General features: G+C 71.1%; 18 protein-coding genes. 10 read left to right on the top strand and 8 right to left on the bottom strand.

The features are described from left to right. The first annotated feature begins 163 nt into the window (after positions 1-163). From QTN24_RS19735 to QTN24_RS19725, 3 genes are read left to right on the top strand one after another with little or no spacing between them, the layout of a single operon-like run. Entirely contained in the window at positions 164-1,333 is a 1,170-nt protein-coding gene (locus QTN24_RS19735) for an acyl-CoA dehydrogenase family protein (protein WP_124685531.1), read from the top strand. Between the two features lie 16 nt (positions 1,334-1,349). Further along, on the top strand, positions 1,350-2,723 hold the full coding sequence (locus tag QTN24_RS19730; RefSeq protein WP_313839175.1) for an MmgE/PrpD family protein: 1,374 nt from the start codon (positions 1,350-1,352) through the stop codon (positions 2,721-2,723). Positions 2,724-2,737: 14 nt separating this feature from the next. Next, positions 2,738-3,598 carry a MaoC family dehydratase N-terminal domain-containing protein gene (locus QTN24_RS19725; RefSeq protein WP_313839173.1) on the top strand — a complete coding sequence of 287 codons (861 nt, stop codon included), beginning with the start codon at positions 2,738-2,740 and terminating at the stop codon, positions 3,596-3,598. A gap of 3 nt (positions 3,599-3,601) precedes the next feature. Here the strand turns inward: QTN24_RS19725 and QTN24_RS19720 are convergent, their stop codons facing one another. The 6 genes from QTN24_RS19720 to QTN24_RS19695 all read right to left on the bottom strand — a co-directional run bounded on the left by QTN24_RS19720 (position 3,602) and on the right by QTN24_RS19695 (position 9,783). Beyond that, positions 3,602-5,017 (bottom strand): DUF1996 domain-containing protein, encoded by a 1,416-nt coding sequence (locus QTN24_RS19720; RefSeq protein ID WP_313839171.1) that lies wholly within the window; start codon positions 5,015-5,017, stop codon positions 3,602-3,604. Positions 5,018-5,113: 96 nt separating this feature from the next. Further along, positions 5,114-6,655: an acetolactate synthase large subunit gene (locus tag QTN24_RS19715; RefSeq protein ID WP_313839217.1), complete on the bottom strand. Its 1,542-nt coding sequence runs from the start codon at positions 6,653-6,655 to the stop codon at positions 5,114-5,116. 44 nt (positions 6,656-6,699) lie between these two features. Further along, complete coding sequence (locus QTN24_RS19710) at positions 6,700-7,449, bottom strand: GntR family transcriptional regulator (protein WP_313839169.1); 750 nt, start codon at positions 7,447-7,449, stop codon at positions 6,700-6,702. Positions 7,450-7,583: 134 nt separating this feature from the next. Further along, the gene (locus QTN24_RS19705; RefSeq protein WP_313839167.1) at positions 7,584-8,477 is read right to left on the bottom strand and encodes a DUF535 family protein; all 894 of its coding nucleotides are present in this window, start codon (positions 8,475-8,477) and stop codon (positions 7,584-7,586) included. 442 nt (positions 8,478-8,919) lie between these two features. Further along, positions 8,920-9,123 carry a CsbD family protein gene (locus QTN24_RS19700; protein WP_124685537.1) on the bottom strand — a complete coding sequence of 68 codons (204 nt, stop codon included), beginning with the start codon at positions 9,121-9,123 and terminating at the stop codon, positions 8,920-8,922. A gap of 87 nt (positions 9,124-9,210) precedes the next feature. Beyond that, positions 9,211-9,783, bottom strand: coding sequence for a hypothetical protein (locus QTN24_RS19695; RefSeq protein WP_124686696.1), 573 nt, complete (start codon positions 9,781-9,783; stop codon positions 9,211-9,213). Positions 9,784-10,095: 312 nt separating this feature from the next. Here QTN24_RS19695 and QTN24_RS19690 point away from each other — a divergent pair, with 312 nt between their 5' ends. The 7 genes from QTN24_RS19690 to QTN24_RS19660 all read left to right on the top strand — a co-directional run bounded on the left by QTN24_RS19690 (position 10,096) and on the right by QTN24_RS19660 (position 19,007). Next, the gene (locus QTN24_RS19690; protein ID WP_313839164.1) at positions 10,096-12,177 is read left to right on the top strand and encodes a TonB-dependent siderophore receptor; all 2,082 of its coding nucleotides are present in this window, start codon (positions 10,096-10,098) and stop codon (positions 12,175-12,177) included. A gap of 5 nt (positions 12,178-12,182) precedes the next feature. Further along, positions 12,183-13,745 (top strand): ABC transporter substrate-binding protein, encoded by a 1,563-nt coding sequence (locus tag QTN24_RS19685; RefSeq protein WP_313839162.1) that lies wholly within the window; start codon positions 12,183-12,185, stop codon positions 13,743-13,745. Between the two features lie 50 nt (positions 13,746-13,795). After that, positions 13,796-14,767, top strand: coding sequence for an ABC transporter permease (locus tag QTN24_RS19680; protein WP_409559061.1), 972 nt, complete (start codon positions 13,796-13,798; stop codon positions 14,765-14,767). Then, complete coding sequence (locus tag QTN24_RS19675; RefSeq protein WP_313839160.1) at positions 14,761-15,555, top strand: ABC transporter permease subunit; 795 nt, start codon at positions 14,761-14,763, stop codon at positions 15,553-15,555. Before QTN24_RS19680 ends, QTN24_RS19675 begins: the two co-directional genes overlap by 7 nt. Continuing rightward, complete coding sequence (locus QTN24_RS19670; protein ID WP_313839158.1) at positions 15,552-16,958, top strand: ABC transporter ATP-binding protein; 1,407 nt, start codon at positions 15,552-15,554, stop codon at positions 16,956-16,958. Before QTN24_RS19675 ends, QTN24_RS19670 begins: the two co-directional genes overlap by 4 nt. Before the next feature lie 114 nt (positions 16,959-17,072). Then, positions 17,073-17,666, top strand: a complete 594-nt coding sequence (locus QTN24_RS19665; protein WP_313839156.1) for a TetR/AcrR family transcriptional regulator — start codon at positions 17,073-17,075, stop codon at positions 17,664-17,666. A 90-nt stretch (positions 17,667-17,756) separates the two neighbouring features. Beyond that, positions 17,757-19,007, top strand: a complete 1,251-nt coding sequence (locus tag QTN24_RS19660) for a YbfB/YjiJ family MFS transporter (protein ID WP_124685543.1) — start codon at positions 17,757-17,759, stop codon at positions 19,005-19,007. Positions 19,008-19,022: 15 nt separating this feature from the next. Here the strand turns inward: QTN24_RS19660 and QTN24_RS19655 are convergent, their stop codons facing one another. Together QTN24_RS19655 and QTN24_RS19650 are read right to left on the bottom strand one after the other, a co-directional pair. Continuing rightward, the gene (locus QTN24_RS19655; protein WP_313839153.1) at positions 19,023-19,463 is read right to left on the bottom strand and encodes a MarR family winged helix-turn-helix transcriptional regulator; all 441 of its coding nucleotides are present in this window, start codon (positions 19,461-19,463) and stop codon (positions 19,023-19,025) included. A gap of 97 nt (positions 19,464-19,560) precedes the next feature. Then, positions 19,561-20,328: a DUF4410 domain-containing protein gene (locus QTN24_RS19650; RefSeq protein ID WP_313839151.1), complete on the bottom strand. Its 768-nt coding sequence runs from the start codon at positions 20,326-20,328 to the stop codon at positions 19,561-19,563. Between the last annotated feature and the right edge of the window lie 69 nt (positions 20,329-20,397).

The following is a 20,397-nucleotide window of genomic DNA, read 5'->3' as shown; positions in this document are numbered from 1 at the left end:
GCCGAAGGCTGGACACGGCGCCGGAAAAGCCACGGGATAACCCTGACCGGCCCAGGCAAACCCTAAGCCCCGCAAAAGCCGCGCTTCAGCAAATCCGAATAGGGCGGCCGGGGCGGCTCGGGGAATAATGGCCACCACTCCCCGACATCGACCGGACATCGCCATGCAAGCAGCGCAGGACCCCGACCAGCTCTACCCCGAAATCCGCGAGGCCGTACGCGACCTCTGCGCGCAGTTCGACTCCGCCTACTGGCAGCGGATCGAGGAACACAACGGCTTTCCCGAGGAATTCGTCCAGGCCCTGACCCAGGCCGGCTGGCTGTCCGCGCTGATCCCGGAGGCGTATGGCGGCTCGGGCCTGCCGCTGACGGCCGCGTCCGTGATCATGGAGGAAATCAACCGCAACGGCGGCAACTCCGGCGCCTGCCACGGCCAGATGTACGTGATGGGATGCCTGCTGCGCCACGGCTCCGACGCCCAGAAGCAGCGCTGGCTGCCCGGCATCGCCTCGGGCGAACTGCGCATGCAGTCGATGGCCGTCACCGAGCCCACCACGGGCACCGATACCACCAAGCTCAAGACCACCGCCGTCCGCAAGGGCGACAAGTACGTGATCAACGGCCAAAAGGTGTGGATCTCGCGCGTGCAGCACTCTGACCTGATGCTGCTGCTGGCCCGCACCACGCCGCTGGACCAGGTGAAGAAGAAGTCCGAGGGCCTGTCCGTGTTCGTCGTGGACCTGCGCGAGGCCATCGGCAACGGCCTGACCGTGCAGCCGATCCGCAACATGGTCAACCACGAGACCAACGAGCTGTTCTTCGACAACCTTGAAATCCCTGCCGAGAACCTGATCGGCGAGGAAGGCCGCGGCCTCAAGTACATCCTCGACGGCCTGAACGCCGAGCGCATCCTGATTGCCGCCGAGTGCATTGGCGACGGCTACTGGTTCGTCGAGCGCGCCAGCGGCTATGCCCGCGAGCGCATCGTCTTCGACCGCCCCATCGGCCAGAACCAGGGCGTGCAGTTCCCGATCGCGCGCGCCTACGTCAACGTGGAAGCGGCCAGCCTGATGCGCTACAAGGCAGCGCAGCTGTTCGACGCCGGCAAGCCCTGCGGCAAGGAAGCCAACATGGCCAAGCTGCTGGCCGCCGATGCCTCGTGGGAAGCGGCCAACGTCTGCCTGCAGACGCACGGCGGCTTCGGCTTTGCCGCCGAATACGACATCGAGCGCAAGTTCCGCGAGACCCGGCTCTACCAGGTGGCGCCGATCTCGACGAACCTGATCCTGTCCTACGTGGCCGAGCACGTGCTCGACCTGCCACGTTCGTTCTGATTCCGCCCCACTGCCCATGCCCACCGACCTCTACCCGACCCGCCAGCTCTGCGACTTCCTGGCGCGCCTGAAGCTCGAAGACGTACCCGCGCCCGTGGTGGCGCGCACGCAGGACCTGTTTCTCGACTGGATCGCGTCCGCCATCGCCGGCAAGGACGCCCCGGCCATCCGCCGCATCCAGGAATTCGCCGCCGCGATGGGCCCGTCCACCGGCGACGCCGAAGTCTTTGTCGACCGCCGCCGCACCTCGCCCTACTTCGCCGCGCTGATCAACGGCGCGTCGTCGCACGTGGTGGAGCAGGACGACGTGCACAACGGCTCGGTGCTGCACCCGGCCGCCGTGGTCTTCCCGGCCGTGGTGGCCGCGGCCCAGGCCGAGGGCAAGACCGGAGCCGACGTGCTGCTGGCGTCGATCGCCGGCTACGAGGCCGGCATCCGCATCGGCGAATTCATGGGCCGCTCGCACTACCGCGTGTTCCACACCACGGGCACCGTCGGCACGCTGGCCGCCGCCGCGGCGGTGGCCAAGCTCTACGGGCTGGACGCCGAAGGCATCAACCAGGCGCTCGGCTCCGCCGGCACGCAGGCCGCCGGCCTGTGGGAATTCCTGCGCGATGCCGCCGATTCCAAGCAGCTCCACACGGCCAAGGCCGCCGCCGACGGCCTGCAATCGGCCTGGCTGGCGCGCGCCGGCTTTACCGGGGCGAAGCAGATCCTCGAAGGCGCGCAGGGCATGGCCGCCGGCATGTCCAGCGACGCCAATCCCGCCGCGCTGACCGACGGGCTGGGCACGCGCTGGGCCACGGCCGAAACGTCGTTCAAGTTCTTCGCGTCGTGCCGCCACACCCACCCCGCCGCCGACGCGCTCAAGGCGCTGATGCTGCGCGAGGGGCTGCAGGCCGACCAGATCGACGCCGTGACGGCCCACGTGCACCAGGGCGCCATCGACGTGCTCGGCCCCGTGGTCAACCCGGTCACGATCCACCAGGCCAAGTTCTCGATGGGCACCGTGCTGGGCCTGGTGGCCGTGCACGCGCACGCCGGCCTGGGCGAGTTCGAGCAGCACGCGCTGCAGGACCCGCGCATCGCCGCATTCTGCAACCGGGTGTCGATGGCGCTCGACGACGAGATCAACGCCGCCTATCCGCGCCAGTGGATGGGCCGCGTGACCGTGCGCACCACCGACGGCCGCACGCTCGAAGCGCGCGTGGACGTGCCCAAGGGCGACCCCGACAACACGCTGTCGCGGCCCGAACTGGAAGCCAAGGCCGTGCAGCTTGGCGCGTTCCGCCACGGCGCCAGCGAGGCCGAGATGCGCGCCATCATCGCGCGCGTCTGGCGCCTGGACGGCGAGGCGCACGTCAACGACTGGCTGCCCGCCGCCCAATGACCCCTGGAGCCACGATGACCACCCCTACGCTCGAACACCTGCGCGAATGGATCGGCCGCTCGGAGACGCGCACCGAGACGCTCGCCGCCGAACCCGTGCACGCGCTGGCCGCCACCTTCGACCTCGACGGCCCCGCCATCGCCGCGCAGCCGCTGCCGCCGCTCTGGCACTGGCTCTACTTCCTGCCGCGCGCGCCGCAGCACACGCTGGGCCCGGACGGGCACCCCGCGCTGGGCGGCTTCCTGCCGCCCGTGCCGCTGCCGCGCCGCATGTGGGCCGGCGGCGAGCTGACGTTCCACCGGGGGCTGTCGGTCGGCGAGACGGTCACCAAGACGTCGACGATTGCCGATGTCCAGCACAAGTCGGGCCGCACTGGCGAATTGTGGTTCGTCGGCGTGGACCACCAGTACACGGTCGGCGGCGAGACCCGGCTGACCGAGCGCCACGACATCGTCTACCGCGCGATGCCCGAGCGCGGCCAGCCGCAGCCGCCGCGCCCCCGCCTGCCGCACGCGGCGCAGTTCGGCCGCACGCTCCAGGCCGATCCGGTGATGCTGTTCCGCTTCTCGGCGCTGACGTTCAACGGCCACCGCATCCACTACGACCTCGACTACGTGCGCGACGTGGAAGGCTATCCGGGCCTGATCGTCCATGGCCCGCTGCAGGCCATGCTGACGCTGGAGCTGCTGCGGCAGGCTCGACCCGATGCCCGCGTGCGCCGCTTCGGCTTCCGGGGCGTGGCGCCGCTGTTCCACCAGGACACGGTGACCGTCGGCGGCATGGACGACCCCGCCACACCGGGCAAGGTCGTGCTCTGGACCGGCGACGACGCCGGCGGCCAGGCCATGTCGGCCTGGGCCGAGGTCGACCGCTGACGTTCAGCTTGGCAGCGGATTCACGGCGATCAGGTACAGCACGGGCTTGTTAGCGCTCTCCCGGCTGCTGAACTGGAACACCCGCCCCGCGCCCGCGCCGCGGATGCAGAACGCCACGGTGTCCCGCCCGGCGGCCAGCGCCTCGTTGACGGCCTGGGTGACCGTGAAGCCCCGGTACTGCATCGTGTTGTCGAGGTAGAGCGCGGCGCTGGTGCCGCTGCACGCCGGCGCGTTGGTGCCCGAGATCGTCTGCTCCGACCACGCCGTGGACACGCTGTACGCGTGGATGTTGACGGCCGACGTGTCGGTCACGTTGCCGCCGTCCACCAGCAGCACGTAGCGCGCCGCGAAATCCGGCGGCAGCGCCGCCGCGCCCGACGGGATGCGCACCTTGATGTAGATGGTCGACTCGGGCGTCGTGCCGCTGGCCTGCTCGGCGTACAGCGCGGGCTCCCCGCCCCGGTTGGTGGCGTCGCCGCTGCGCACGGTGGCGTCCTCGGCCACCTCGTCATAGGCGTAGGCCACCTCCCGGTTGCACACGCGGCCCTTGTTCATGCAGTACTCGGCCATGAACCGCGCCGCCTGCTCGCGCCATCCCATGAAGAAGTCGCCATGGGCCGTGTACAGCGACCCCCAGCGCTGGCGCACCACGTTGCCCTGCGCATCCAGCTCCGGATCGAGCGAAAGCTGCACGTTCGTCAGGTCCGTGATCTGCCCCAGCCGGTACGCGATGTTCATGTTCACCTCGGGCAGGTGCACCGGGTAGCCGGCCGGGCAGTTGCCGTCGTTGTCCGGGTAGGCCATGTTGTCGCGGCCGCCCATCACCGGCGCCAGCGTCCGGCCGTCCCAGCACGTGGGGAAGTTCATGCCGATGTTGAACTGCGTGCCGGTCTCCGGGTCGGGCTTGCAGTTGGTCGGGATCGTGTTGGTGTAGCCCCGGCCCGTGCACAGGAACGAGACGCGCGGGTTCGGCCCGCTGCCGGAATGGTCGCCGACCATCATCTGCAACCCCAGCGGGAACGGCCGCACCGTCACCCGGCGGCTCGAAGGCACGGCCTGGTTCGTGTAGTAGGTCTTCTGGTACATCGGCGCCACCACCGTGCCGTCCGGCAGCCGCAGCGACGGCGCCCAGTAGCCCGACGCATCGGCCGCGTTCTCGCAGGTCGTGCCGGACACGCGCTGCAGCGTGCTGGCCGTGGTGTACGCGTTGGCCGTGGTGTTGCCGAAGAAGTCGTGCTGCATCGAGATGCCCGGCTGGCCCGGATAGACGATGGGGTCGTCGGGCAGCCGGTGCGAGAAATTGCAGACGATGTTGTTGCTGCCGTCGGTAAGCGTCTGCGTGGGCGGTGGCGTGTGCACGCAGCCGGGCAAGCCCGGCAGGCTCGCCAGCGCCGCCAAGCCAATCCATGCCTGCCTCATGATGACCTCCGTTGTGGCCGTTGGGGTGCCCCCATGCTGGGGGGCACCCACGGTTGCCACAATGGAAGACGCTGGATCAGGTGGATCGGCGCGCGGTCAGATCACCAGTTCGATCAGGAACGGCCCCTTGCGCTGGTTGGCGCTGGCAAACAGGTCGTTGAACGCGTCCATCGTATCGGCGCGCGCGGCCTCCACGCCCATGCCGTTGGCCATCGCCACCCAGTCCAGGTCCGGGTTGCCCAGGTCCAGCATGTCCATCGCCGTCTTGCCGGGATTGGCGCCCACGCCGGCCAGCTCGCCGAGCAGGATGGCGTACTTGCGGTTGGCCAGCAGCACCACGGTCACGTCCAGCCGCTCGCGCGCCATGGTCCACAGCGATTGCAGCGTGTACATGCCCGAGCCGTCGGCCTGCAGCGCCACCACGCGGCGGCCCGGCGACGCGATGGCCGCGCCCGTGGCCAGCGGCAGGCCCGCGCCGATGGCGCCGCCAGTCAGCTGCAGCCAGTCGTGCGGCGCCGCGTGCACCGTGCCCGGATAGAACGCACGGCCAAAGCTCACGCTTTCCTCCACCACCACGGCCTGCTCGGGCAGCAGCGCGGTCAGCGACTGCGCCACCGCTTCCGACGTGATCGCGCCGCGCGCGACTTCCGTGGCCGGGGGCGTGGACGCGGGCAGCGCCGCGCCCCGTGCGCCCACTTCATCGGCCAGCCGCGCCAGCGCCTCGCCCAGGTCTTCCTCGGCGCGGGCCAGCACGTGGATCACCGCATCCTCGGGATACGGGCGCGGCGACTTGCCCGGATACGCGAAGAACGTGACCGGCGCCGGCGCACCCACCAGGATCACGTTGCGGATGCCAGCCAGCTTCTGGCGCGCCGCATCGCCCGAATACGGAATGCGGTCGACGGCCAGCCGGCCCCGGCCGCGCGTCACGCGGGCGTTCGACATCGGCGTGATCAGCCGCGCGTCCGTGGCGGCGGCGATGCGGTGCGCATCGGCCAGCGCCGCTTCGCGCAGCGCGCCGCCGGCCAGCACGATCAGCGTCGGCTGGCCGCTGCGCAGCACGCGCGCAGCCTTCTGCACGGCATCGGGCGACACCTTCGGCACCGGCAGCGCGGGCAGCGGCCCGGCCACCTGGCCGCCGTCGTCCCAGCACACGTCGGATGGCAGGATCAGGCTCGCGATGCCGCCCGGCGCGCCGCGCGCGGCCTGCACGGCTGCGGCCGCATCGGCACCGACCGACGCCGCGTGCGTCGCGGTGCGCGTCCAGACCGACACCGGGCGGGCCCAGCCCTCGGTATCGGCCGTGAGCGGCGCATCGAGCGGGCGATGGTAGGTGGCCTGGTCGCCGACGATGTTGACGATCGGCGTCTGCGCGCGCTGCGCGTTGTGCAGGTTCGCCAGCCCGTTGGCCAGCCCCGGGCCGCAGTGCAGCAGCGTGGCGGCCGGCTTGTCGGCCATGCGCGCGTAGCCATCGGCCGCGCCGGTGACCACGCCTTCGAACAGCCCCAGCACGCAGCGCATGCCGGGAATGCGGTCGAGCGCGGCCACGAAGTGCATCTCGCTGGTGCCGGGGTTGGCAAAGCAGGTGTCCACGCCGCAGGCCAGCAGCGTCTTCACCAGGCTTTCCGCGCCGTTCATCTTGTCTTGAGTCTCCATCTGGGTATCCGTACGGGTTGGCGGTGTCAGGAAGGGTTGGCGAGCAGGTCGAAGTCCAAGCAGACGTACTCGGTGGGGAATTCGATGCGTGCGTAATAGACGATGACGTCGTCCACGCACGCGAAGCGGCGCAGCTCGGCCACCGGCGCGCCCACGGCCAGCGCCAGCGCGCGCGCGGCCTCGGCGCCGGCCGGCACGATGGTCAGCCGCTGGCGCGCCGCGCTGACCGTCAGGCCCGGAAACCGGTCGAGCACCGGCACCGACGCGCCCTGCCGGAACGCCTCGGGCTCGCGCGCAAAGACATCGGCGGCAATGTAGACCTCGCCCACGGCGAACGGCCGCCCGTCCACGCGGTGCGCGCGGTGCAGGAAGTGGTAGGCGTCGGCCCGGCGACAGTCGCAGAGCATGCCCAGGTCGGCGGGCAGGCTGACGTCGGCCGTCGACTCGACAATGGCTTCGGTCGATAGCTGGCCGCCCACGGCCACGGCTTCGTGCCAGCTCGTCGGCAGCGCCATCGGGCGGCGCGCCCGGCCGGCGGCCTTGACGAAGGTGCCCCGGCCGCGCGCGCGGTCCACCAGGCCCTCGGCATCGAGCTGGGACAGCGCGTGGTGCATCGTCATGCGCGCCACGCCGTACTGGCGGCACAGCGCGTCGAGCGACGGAATCTGCTCGCCCGGCTGCCACGCGCCGCTTTCGATCTGTCGACGAAAGATGGTGGCGAGCTGCAGGTAGACGGGTTCGCGGCTGCGGGAAAGGAGTTCGTTGGCGTCCGGCATCGGTGGCGGCAGGCAGCCCCCCGCCGCACGCGGCACGCGTGGCGGGAGGGCCGATACCGGACTCTAGTAAAAGTCTAGGTAGCTAGACTACTAGGGTTTACGCCGCGCCGTTTCGCCCTGCAGGCCGCCAGGGATCAGGCGGCCGGGACGATGGCCGGCAGGCCGTCGTCGTTGCCGGCGGCGTGGGACGCCGGGTGCAGCGCATCGGCCACCGTATCGCGGATCAACGCCGCCAGCGCCTGCTTGCGCCGCCACGCCGACCGCTTCTTCGAGGCGATTTCGGCAATGTCGCGCTCGGGCGGCTGCGCCGGCATCTCGATGTTGCCATCGGGCAGCGCCGCGCCGTGGTACTCGGCCCAGAAGCCTTCGTAGTCGCACTGGATCTGCCGCGCGTGCAGCCGGTGCCGTCCCACGTGGTTGGCGCGCGAGACCGCGACGATGCGGCGCGCGCCAATGCGCCGGGCAAACCCGAACAGCGCCTGCATCACCGCATCCTTGGGCCGCAGCCCTTCGCAGGCACGTGTGGACGCGCGGATCCAGTCGAGGCTGGCGTCATGCATCGGCCCCTGCAGGCCGCCGATGTAGATCTCGGGGCCGTCGGCGCCACGCCGCAGATAGAAGGAGAGCTGCGACAGGCAGGCGCCGGTCGCCGTATCGGTCCAGTAGAACGCCAGCTCGCCCTCGCGCGTGTTCTGTCCGGCATCGGCCAGCCGCAGCGTGTAGGCGCCCTCGGCAAACGACCGTGTCATGCCACCGGACAGGTAGACGCTGTCGCACACGCAGACGGGCAGCGTGTCGCGCACGGCCGCGTAGTGATCGAGCACCAGCCGCGCCCGCTCGGCAAAGCACAGCCCGTTGGCGCCGAGCGGCCGGTACGGCCGTTCCAGCAGCACCGGCCGCGCGGTCACCACGCGCTGCAGCAGCGCGCACGACGCCGCCGCCCGCAGCCACGGCCGCGCGATCCGCCCGTGCAGCGCCGACAGCGCGACGAGCTTGATGCGGCGCGACAGCCATTTGCGGCTGCCCACCGGATAACAAAACCTGGAAACCGACGCCACGGCCGTCAGGTAACGGACGTACTGGCTCGGAAAAAAGTCAAAGATTCCCCCTGCCCGGGCTTTTGCAAGCCCTTGCAGACACGATACTGGCCCATGCACGACTGACTGCTCCCCTGTCTGGCGCGCCGGTCCTTCTGCGGAACCTGGTCGCGTGGTGTAGACCCTGCGTGCCGCGACCCGAAGCCGGGTGCAGCCGGCGGCCTGCCGTTTTTTCTTGTCGTGGGGAAGCAGGCCCGCTCGTAATCATTCGTAACGCGCCGAAATATTCCGCGTTGACGCCGTTACAAATTTGACAAGCCGTTGACATGGGCGGAGACAAACGGAAAGCGGCGGAGCCGAAGCTCCGCCGCCCTTGGTGCATGCCATGCGTGTCCGCGCACGACATCCAGCCGGCCCTTGCGGGCCCGGTGGCTTACCAGCGCGTGTCGCGCTCCCAGGCCTTCATCTCGTCCTCGACCTGTTCCTTCGTGTAGCCGTAGCGTTCCTGGATACGGCCGGCGAGCTGGTCACGCTTGCCGTTGATGACCGCGATGTCGTCGTCGGTCAGCTTGCCCCACTTTTCCTTGACCTTGCCCTTGGCTTGGTCCCATTTGCCTTCGATCTGGTCCCAGTTCATATCTGGCTCCTTCGTGTCAGTGGACTGCGGATCATGCAAAGCGCCAGCCGTCCGACTGGCGCCTTGCGATGGACTGTGGATGACGGATTACTTGTTGTACTTGGCCTTCACGTTGGCCTGGCACTTGTCCTTGGCATCGCCGGACATGGCATCGCACTTTTCCTTGTCAGCCTTGTAGGCGGCGTCGGCGGTGTCCTTGCGGGCGTCGGCGCGGGCCTCGGCCACGTCGGTGCTGGTGCCGGTGGCGGCAGCCTTCTCGACCTTGGCGCTGCTCAGGGCACGTTCGTGGGTAGCCTTGGCTTCCTTCACGCACACGTCCTTGTCGTTGCCCTTCTTGTCGTCGCACATTTCCTTGGCGACGTCGTAGTCACGGTCGGCCTTGGTCTTCAGGGCCTTGGCGTGGGCCTTCTCGGTGCCGTCGCGCTTGGCTTCGGCGTTGGCCTTGGCCACGTCGTGGTCGCGCTTGGCTTCAGCCTTGCAGACGTCCTTGGCGTTGCCCGACTGGCCGTCGCAACGGCTCTTGGCGGTCTTGTAGTCCGCGTCGGCCTGCTTCACGGCGGCGTCATAGTCGGCCTTGGAGCCGGCCTGTGCGTACGCCACGCCCACCGGGGCGGCAACCATCAGCGAACAAACTGCTGCACTCAGCCACTTCTTTGCAATCATGTCGTGCTCCTTTTCTCGAGGTGGATACTGATCAGGCCCGGCAATCTCCGTGTGACTTGCACTGGATTGCGTTGTGGCCCTGCTGTAGTTGCAGGTTATGTTTTGCGACCTTTCCAAAGCAGAAGTCCGCTGCTGAAACATTCGTAAGACAATTCCCACAACGTCACATTTGCTTAATCTTTCTGTGTGGTGACAGGCAAAGAAAAAGGCCGGCGCGATGCCGGCCTTGCTGAAGAAAAAAAGCTGGCGTGACGCGGGCGTCTCGTTAATAATGCAACACTGTTGCAATAACGACGCCCTCGCCTGCCCATGTCCGGACGCCGCCTCCCGCCCGCCTTCTTCTTCGCCGCCACCGCCGCCACCTCGCCATTTGCCGGCGCCGCCGAGGATCAAACCCTGCCCGAGGTATCGGTCCGTGCCGCCACCACGCCCTACGCCACCGGCGCCACGCGCACCGACACGCCGCTGCTCGAGGTGCCGCAGTCGGTACAGGTGGTGCCGCGCACGCTGATCGATGACGCCGCGGCCACGCGGCTCGACGACACGTTCGACTACGTGAGCGGCGTGTCGCGCCAGAACAACCTGGGCGGCCTGTGGGACAACTTCGCCATCCGCGGCTTCACCGGCAACGAGAACACCGGCGCGGGCTACCTCGTCAACGGCTTTGCCGCCAACCGCGGCTACACCGCCCCGCGCGACACGGCCACCATCGAGCGCATCGAGGTGCTGAAGGGCCCGGCATCGTCGCTCTACGGCAGCGCGGACCCCGGCGGCGTCATCAACCTCGTCACCAGGACACCGCAGTTCAAGCCGGCGCAGACCTATGGCTTCGAGGTGGGCAACCACGACCGCTACCGCGCGTCGGCCGACGTCACCGGCGCGCTGGGCCAGGACGTGGCCGGCCGCCTGATCGCCGTGGCCGAGCACGATGGCAGCACGCGCGACTTCGTCAACAGCCGCCGCTTCCTGCTGGCGCCGTCGTTCACGTGGATGCTCGGCCCGCGCACCGTGATCCAGTACACCGCCGAGTTCCAGCGCTACACCGTGCCGCTGGACCGCGGCATCGTGGCCGTCGCGGGCCGGCTCGACGCGCTGCCGCGCTCGCGCTTCCTGGGCGAGCCCGGCGACGGCGACATCCGGCTGGACAGCCAGTCCCACCAGCTCTCGGTCGAGCACGAGTTTTCCGACCGGTGGAAGGGCCGCGTGGCCATGGCCTACCGCGGCGGTTCGCTGGAGGGCTACTCCACCGAGGCCACCGCGCTGCTGCCCGACAACCGCACGCTGACGCGCCAGCGCCGCTACCGCGACTTCCAGTCCGACGACCTGTCGCTGCAGGCCGACGTGACCGGCCGCTTCGACACCGGCCCGGTGGGCCACGAACTGCTGCTGGGCGTGGATACCTACCGCTTCAGCAACACCCAGGTCATGCTGCGGCGCAACCCCACGGCGGCCGCGCCGTACGCCATCGACATCTACGACCCGGTCTACGGCCAGACGCCGCCGTCGCTGCTGCCCAACACCAGCACCTACGAGCGCCAGACCAACGTCGGCCTGTACGCGCAGGACCAGCTTCGGCTGGGCGACCGGTGGCGCGTGCTGGCCGGCGCGCGCTTTGACATCTACAACCAGTCTCTCGACAACCGCCTGCGCGCCAGCACCGCCAGCCAGCACCAGACCGCGTTCTCGCCCCGCATCGGCGTGACCTACCTGGCCACGCCCACGGTGTCGCTGTTCGCCAACGCCAGCAAGTCGTTCCGGCCCAACCCCGGCAGCGACGCCAGCGGCGACGCGTTCTCGCCCGAGCACGGCCGCGCGGCCGAAACCGGCGTCAAGTACGTCTCCACCGACCAGCGCACCACGGCCACGCTGGCCCTGTTCGACATCCGCAAGCGCAACGTGCTGACCACCGATCCGGCCAACACGTCGTTCCAGATCGCCGCCGGCGAGGCCCGCAGCCGGGGCGTGGAACTGGACGTGGCCGGCCGCATCGGCAACCACTGGCGCGTGACCGGCAGCTTTGCGTTCACCGATGCCGAAGTCACGCAGGACGCCCGGCTGGCCGCCGGCACGCCGCTGGCCAACGTGCCGCGCACCAGCGGCAGCCTGATGGCGATCTACGAGGACCGCGCGCCCGTGGGCCAGCGCTACGGCGTGGGCGCCGGCGTGCGCTACGTGGGCGCGCGCAGCGGCGACACGCAGGACACCTTCTCGCTGCCCGCCTACACGCTGGCCGACGTGCTGGCCTACTGGCAGTACAGCAAGGCCGTGCGCGTGACGCTGAACGTCAACAACCTGTTCGACCGCACCTACTACGCCAGCTCGTACAGCAACGTCTGGATCGCCCCCGGCGAAGGCCGCACGGTGCGGCTGGGCCTGCGGCTCAGCTACTGATGCCGATGCCGCCCCGATCCCCCCGGCGGCGCCGCCTGCTGGGCGCCGCCGCGCTGGCGCCGTGGCTGGCCACAGCGCCGGCCCGCGCCACGGTAGCGCCCGACCGCACGCTGCGCGTGATCGGCCCGTGGGAGCTGTCCAGCCTCGACCCGCTGCGCAACGGCTACCTGTTCTCGCGGATGCAGGTCACCGAGACGCTGGTCGACTACGACGCGGCCGGACGCCCCGCGCCGGGGCTCGCCCGGCAGTGGACGGTCAGCGCCGACCAGTTGCTGTGGACGTTCACGCTGCGCCCCGGCGCACGCTTCCATGACGGCGCGCCGGTGCGTGCAGCCGACGTGGCGGCGGCGCTGGAACGCGCCCGCCACGCGGCCGGCGTGCTGGGCGTGGCACCAATCGCCGCCATCGCGGCGGCAGACACGCCCGCCGAAACCATCCGCATCCGCCTGACCCGGCCCTTCGCGCCGCTGCCGGCGCTGCTGTCGCACAGCAGCACGCAGGTGCTGGCGCCGTCCGCGTTCGGGCCAGACGGCACGGTGCGCACGATCGTCGGCAGCGGGCCGTACCGGATCGTCGAACTGGAGCCGCCGCAGCGCTTTGCCGTGGCCGCGTTCGACGGCTGGCAGGGCGCGCGTCCGGCCATCGCGCGGGCCAGCTACCTGTCCGTCGGCCGTGCCGAGATGCGCGCGCTGATGGCCGAGGGCGGCCAAGCCGACCTGGCCTACGGGCTCGATCCGGGCAGCGTGGTGCGGCTGGCGCAGCGCGCCAGCGTGCGGCTGCGCGCGGTGACACTGCCGCGCACGACCGTGCTCAAGCTCAATGCCGCCCATCCGCTGCTGGCCGACGTGCGCGTGCGGCAGGCGATGTCGCTCGCGCTCGACCGTGCCGGCATCGCCACGGCCATCCTGCGCGACCGGTCGCTGGCGGCGGCGCAGTTGTTCCCGCCCGCGCTGCCCGGCTGGCACGACCCGGCGCTGCCGCCGCTGCCGACCGATCCGGCCCGCGCCCGCGCGTTGCTTGCCGCCGCCGGCTGGCGCCCCGGGCCCGACGGCACGCTGCGGCGCGGCGACGATCGCTTCGCCCTGACGCTGCGCTCGTTCCCGGACCGCCCCGAACTGCCGGTCATCGCCACGGCCATCCAGGAGCAACTGCGCCAGGTCGGTATCGCCGTGCGCGTGGCGGTCGGCAATTCCAGCGAGATTCCGCTGGGCCACCGCGACGGCTCGCTGGAGATGGCGCTGATGTCACGCAACTACGGCGTGGTGCCCGACGCCTTCGGCACCGTGGCGCAGGACCTCGGCGGCCGGGCCGGCGATGGCGGCGACTGGGGTCCGATGCACTGGCGCGCACCCGACGTGACCGATGCACTGGCCGCCCTGCCCGCCGCCAGCGAAGCCGACGCGGCCGCGCTGCGCCGCACCGTCGCCGGCACGCTGCAGCGCGACCTGCCGCTGATTCCCGTGGTCTGGTATCGCCAGACCCTGGCGGCCAGCCCGCAATTGCGCGGCGTGTCGATCGACCCGTTCGAACGCACGTACCGCCTGACACAGATGGAGTGGAACCGATGACCGATCGCGTGGCGGCCCTGCCGGGCGAACCCTCGGACCAGCCGCGCGCCATGGCGGCGCCCGGATCGCTGGTCGGCCGCATCGTGCTGCAGCGGACGATGCAGGCGCTGGTCGTGGCCGCGCTGGTCGGCACGCTGGGCTTCCTGATGATGCGGCTGCTGCCGGGCGATATCGCCTACCGCATTGCCGCCGGCCGCTATGGCTACGACATGGTGACCACGGCCGCCGCCGAGGCCGTGCGCGCGGAGCTGGGGCTGGACCAGCCGTGGACGCACGCGCTGCTGCAATGGTGGAGCCAGCTAATGCGGTTCGACCTGGGCGTGTCCGTGGTGACCGGCGCGCGCGTGGCCGACGAGATCGCGCATCAGCTCGGCCATACGCTGCAACTGGCGCTGGCCGCGCTAGCCGTGTCGTGCGCCATCGCCGTGCCGCTGGGCTTTGCGGCCGGGCTGCGCGCGGGCGGGCTGGCGGACCGCGCCACGCTGGTGGCGTCGGTGCTGCTGCGCGCGCTGCCGCCGTTCGTGCTGGGCATCGTGCTGGTCAGCGTGCTGGCCATCGAATGGAACCTCGTGCCGGCCGGCGGCCACGACACCCACGGCACGCTGCTGCTGCCGGCGCTGACGCTGGGCCTGGGGCTGTCGGCCACGGCGATGCGCGTGGCGCGCCACGCGATGGCGTCGGTCACGGCCGCGCCCTACTTCCAGTTTGCCCGCACCAAGGGCCTGGGCGACGCGCAGGCGCTGTACCGCCATGGCGTGCGCAACGCCGCGATTCCGCTGGTGGCCTACCTGGGCGTGCAACTGGTCTACCTGGTGGAGGGCGTGGTGGTCATCGAGACGCTGTTCGCGTGGCCCGGCATCGGCCATGCGCTGGTCCACGCGATCTTCGGGCGGGACATTCCGATGATCCAGGGCACGGCCATCGTCATGGGGCTGTTGTTCGTCGCGCTGAATGCGCTGGTCGACCTGGCCTGCGCGTGGATCGATCCGCGCGTGCGCGTTGCGCGGGGGGCGTCATGGTGACGCGCCGCCGTCTGGGCATTGCCCTGCTGCTCTGCCTGCTGGCGTTCGCGGTGGCCGCGCCATGGCTGGCGGCGCGCGCGCCGTTCGAGCAGGACCTGTACGCGATCCTGCAGGGGCCGGCGTGGCGCGAGCCGCTGGGCACCGATCACCTGGGCCGCAGCATGCTGGCCCGGCTGGCCAGTGCCACGCGGCTGTCGCTGGGGCTGGCGCTGGCCAGCGCGCTGTCGGCGGCCATTCCGGGCACGCTGCTGGGCCTGGCTGCCGCGTGGCGCGGCGGCTGGCTGCTGCGCATCGCCAACGGGCTGGCCGACACGGTGCTGGCGCTGCCCGGCCTGCTGCTGGTGCTGCTGCTCAGCGCGTTTGCGCCGGGCGCGTACTGGCCGCTCTACGTGGGGCTGTCGCTGGTGCTCTGGGTCGAGTACTTCCGGCTGACCAGCGCCACCGCGCGCGTGGTGCTGGCCAGCCCGCATGTGGAAGCGGCGCGGCTGCTCGGCTTCGGCCCGGCCTACATCCTGCGCCACCACGTGCTGCCCGCGCTGCTGCCGCTGCTGGCCACGCTGATGTGCTTTGGCGCCAGCGCGGCGGTGCTGGCGCTGGCCGCCATGGGCTTTGTCGGGCTCGGCGCGCAGCCGCCGCAGGCCGAACTGGGACTGATGATGACCGAACTGCTGCCCTACGCGGCCGAGGCGCCGTGGATCATCGCCAGCCCGATCGTCGTGCTGACGCTGGCCACGCTGGCGCTGTTGCTGCTGAGCGGGCGCGACGACGCGCAGGGAGACGTGCCATGACGCCGGCGTCCGACATCCTGCTGCGCGTGGACGCGCTCACCGTCGGCAGCGCCACCGGGCCGCGCATCGGGCCGTTCTCGTTCAACCTCGTGGCCGGCCGCGCGCTGACGCTGATCGGCGAAAGCGGCGCGGGCAAGAGCCTGCTGGCCCACGCCATCCTCGGCACGCTGCCGCGCGGGCTGCGCGCGGACGGCCGGATCACGCTGGGCGAGCGGCACTTCGCGGCGATGGACGTACGCGCGCGCCGTGCCGCCTGGGGCCGGCGGCTGGCGCTGCTGCCGCAGGAGCCCGCGCTGGCGCTGGACCCGACCATGCGGCTGGGCCGCCAACTGGCGGAGACGCACGCGCTGGTCGGCGGCCAGTCCTGGCGCGCGGCGTGGCAGCAATCCGCGCACGATCTGGCCGCGCTGGGCATGCCGCAGGCCGGCGACGCCTGGCCGGGCACGCTGTCCGGCGGCATGGCGCAGCGCGCGGCGCTGGCAATCACGCGGGCCGGCCGCGCGCCGGTGCTGATCGTCGACGAGCCGACCAAGGGGCTCGATCCGCACTGGCGCGACGCGGTCATCGCCCAGCTACAGGCCGCGCTGCGCGAAGGCTGCGCCGTGCTGGCCATCACCCACGACCTTGCCGTGGCCCGCGCGCTGGGCGGCGACGTGGCCGTGCTGCGCGACGGCCAGATCGTCGAACAGGGGCCCGCCGCAGACCTGCTGCACGCGCCGCGCCATCCGTACACGGGCACGCTGCTGGCCGCCGCGCCCGACGCGTGGCCGGCGCGGCCCCATCCCGCCACGGGCGACACGGTGCTGCACGCCAGCGGCCTCGCCAAGCAGCTTGGCGGGCGGCCGCTGTTCCGGCAGATCGACCTGACGCTGCGCGCCGGCGAGCGGCTGGCCGTGACGGGCCCGAGCGGCAGCGGCAAGTCGACGCTGGGCAACGTGCTGCTCGGCCTGCTGCCCGCCGATGCCGGCACCGTGCGCCGCGCGCCGCAGGTAGCGCGCGAGCGCTTCCAGAAGCTGTACCAGGACCCTGCCTCGGCCTTTGCGCCCGCGCGCACGATGGGCCGCGCGCTGCACGACCTGTGCGCGCGCCACCGCATGCCGCCCAGCCGGATCGCACCGCTGATGGCGCGCATGCACCTGCGCCCGGCGCTGCTGGAGCGGCGGCCGGCGGCCATGTCCGGCGGCGAGCTGCAACGGTTTGCGCTGCTGCGCGCGCTGCTGGTCGACCCGGTCTTCCTGTTTGCCGACGAGCCCACGTCGCGGCTTGACCCGCTCACGCAGCGCGAGGTGATCGACCTGATGGTCGAGGCCACGGCCGAGCGCGGTTGCGCGCTGATGCTGGTCACGCATGACGCGGCGCTGGCGCGCAACGTGGCCGCGCGGCAGGTGGCCATCGGCGGCTGACCCTGCCTTGCCCCTGCCGCCGGCGGGGTCACTGCCTCCGCCTTGCGTTTTGTATCGATCGATCTATAATCGCTTCCACGGTTTCATACTGATCGATACAAAACGAGGGATGCGATGGCACGACCCCGCCAATTCGACGCCGACGCCGCGCTGTCGGCCGCCCAGCACACGTTCTGGGCCAAGGGCTACCACGCCACGTCCACGCGCGAGCTGACGCAGGCGATGGGCCTGACCCAGCCCAGCCTGTACAACGCGTTTGGCGACAAGCGCCAGCTCTTCCTGCAGGCGCTGGACGACTACCTGAACCGCACGCTGCGCGAGCGCATCGCGCGCATCGAGGCCGGTTTCGCGCCGGCGCAGGCGCTGGTGCGGTTCTTTGCCGAAAGCGTCGAGCGCGGCGCCACCGAGCTGCCGAACCGGGGCTGCATGCTGATCAACACGGCGCTGGAAGCCTCGAACGACGATCCCGAACTCCAGGCCGCCGTGGCGCAGGAGCTATCGCTGCTGCGCGACTTCTTTGCCCGCGCCGTGCGCGGCGCGCAGGCCGACGGCACCATCGCGCCCGGCCATGACCCCGACGAGGCGGCCGCGATGCTGCTGTCGCTGCAGGTGGGCATGCGTGTGCTGTCGCGCGTGATGCCGGACCGCGCGCTGCTGGAGGCGGCGGTGCGGCCCGCGCTGGCGTCGCTGGGCCTGCCCGCCCGCTAGCCTCCACTCCCCCTATCCCGACGTGCACGTCCCGCGCGGCCACCCGCCACGTGGCGCGGGCACTCGTCCTGACCCAGCCGAAGGAACCCCATGTCCGCCGATGCCCCCGCCACCGCTTCCCATCCACCCGTGCCCGATGGCCGCACGCTCGACGCCCGCGCCCTGCACGCCGCATTTGCGGGCCTGTGCGCCAGCCTTGTCGCCATCGGCCTGGCCCGCTTTGCCTATACCCCGCTGATACCGTCGCTGATCCAGGCCCACTGGTTCAGCGCCGCCGATACGGTCGCGCTGGGCGCGGCCAACTTTGCCGGCTACCTGGCCGGTGCGCTGCTGGGCCGGCCGCTGGCCGCGCGGCTGTCGAACCGCCACGCGCTGCGCTGGCTGATGGTCGCGGCCACTGCCGCGTTCTTTGCGTGCGCGTTCCCGGTGTCGGTGGGCTGGTTCTTCGTCTGGCGCTTCCTGTCGGGGCTGTCGGGCGGCGCGATCATGGTGCTGGTGGCCACGGCCATCCTGCCGCATATCGCCCCGGGCCGGCGCGGGCTGGTCAGCGGGATGATCTTCCTGGGGCTGGGGCTCGGCATTGCCGCGTCGGGCACGCTGGTGCCGGAGCTGCTCACGCTCGGCCTGCGCGCCACGTGGTTCGGGCTCGGCGCCGTCGCGCTGGTGCTCACCGCGCTGAGCTGGACGGGCTGGTTCGCCGCCGATACGCCGCCGGCCATGCCCGCCGCCACCGCGGCCGGACACCATGCGGCGGACGGCGCGCTGTCCGGCCAGCGCCACGCGCTGCGCGTGATCTACGTGCAGTACGCGGCCAACGCGCTCGGGCTGGTGCCGGCGATGGTATTGCTCGTGGACTTCGTGGCGCGCGGGCTGGGGCAGGGTGCGGCGGTGGGCGCGCGTTACTGGGTGCTGTACGGCGTGGCCGCCATTGCGGGGCCGCTGCTGACCGGCTGGATCGGCCCGCGCCTTGGCTATCGCAACGGCTACCGCATCGCGATGGCGCTGCAGGGGCTGGCCGCCGCGATGCTGGCGCTGTGCCATGCGCCGGCGGCGCTCTGGACGGCCACGCTGGTGCTGGGCGCCTGCACCACCGGCATCGTGCCGATGGTGCTCGGCCGCGTGCAGGAACTGCTGCCGCACGACCCCGTGGCGCAACGCGCCGCGTGGAGCCGCGCCACCGCGTCGTTCGCGCTGTTCCAGGCCGTGGGCGGCTATGGCTACGCCTGGCTGTTCTCGCACACCCACGAGAACCACGCGCTGATCTTTGCCTGCGGCGCGGTGGCGATGGCGGTGGCGTTCGCGGCCGACTTCACCGTGCGCAAGCCCGCCCCGGCCGCCTGACCGCGTGCGGACGGCCTACTCGCCGTCCGCGAACTTGCGCAGCAGGCGCATGAACTCGTTGAATTCGTCGACGGAGAAATTGCGCAGCCGGTGGTTCAGCACCTCGGGCGCGATCTCGGGCACCTGGGCGGCCACCGCCCTGCCCTTGGCCGACAGGATCAGGTGGATCACGCGCCGGTCGTCCTCGCTGCGCTCGCGCTTGAGCAGGCCCTTGTTTTCCAGCTTGTCCAGCATCCGCGTCATCAGGCCCGTGTCGATGCCGAGCAGCCGGCTGACCTCCAGCGGGGTGCTGGCCACCCCGCGCAGCAGCGACAGCAGGATGCCCATTTGCTGGGCGGTGATGTCCAGCGGGCGCAGCGCGGCATCCATCTCCATCAGCAGGCCGTTGCGCGCCCGGTTCAGGTGAAAGCCAACACTTTGCGTAAGCTGGAAATTTTCGCGTGTGTAGTGTTTCACGGCATTTCAGACAGATCACGAGACGCCAATGTATCTGAGCGATCAGGAAAAGGAAAGGGACGCCGGGGCGTCCCTTTTGCCTGCCGGGGCGCGGGTTTCAGAGCCGCGCGGCACCTGCGGCCGGCGCCTGGCCCAGCACGGCCAGCACCTGGGTGGCCACCGCATCGCCCACGCGCCGCGCCTCGGCCTGCACGCTGTCGCGCTTGATTTCGGTGGCGCCATGCACGCCCACGCCGGCCGCGGCCGATAGCGCCACGTGGCTGGCGGCGGCGCCCACGCCCGCCACTTCGGCGATGCCGGGCATGTGGCCGCTGTCGGCATGGGTGTCGAACAGCGCCAGCGGCACGGCGGCGGCGTTGGCCGGCTGGTACAGCACCTGCACCGACGCCGACACGTCGCTCTGGCCAGCACCCAGCCCGATCAGCGTGCGGCGGCGCTGCATGCCTTCGTCGATCTGGTCGAAGCGGCCCTCGACGATCACCGCGTTGGCGTCGGCCGGCACCGGGCCGTCCAGGCGCACCGCGTGCAGGCCCCGCGCCTGGAGTTGCTTGACGATCTCGTCGGCCGCGGCGTTGCGCGCAGTGTCGGCGGCCTGCGTGGACTCGCTGCCGGCGTTGTCGCCCGTGGCCATCGCCTTGAGCCGGTGGACCATCGTGCCGTCGACCTTCACCTGCCGCGCGTCGGCGTCGAAGCCGCGCACGTAGACCACGTCCGGCCGCACCGGGGCGATTGATGCCGGGACCGATGCCTCGGCGATCATCGTCGCGGCCGATGCGCCGCCGGCCATCAGCAGCGTGGTGGCGGCCACGGCGGCTACGGCGAGGTGGCTGGCGCGGCGGGAAAGGGTGTGGAGCACGTGGGTCATGATGGATTCCTTGCTGGGTAGTTGCCGGTTCGGGTGGCACCGGACATCGGTGCCGGGCAGACCCAGTAT

Origin of the sequence: Cupriavidus sp. SZY C1, assembly GCF_032190535.1 — a bacterium.
Lineage (GTDB): Bacteria > Pseudomonadota > Gammaproteobacteria > Burkholderiales > Burkholderiaceae > Cupriavidus > Cupriavidus pauculus_C.
This window is presented reverse-complemented; position numbering and strand designations above follow the sequence as displayed.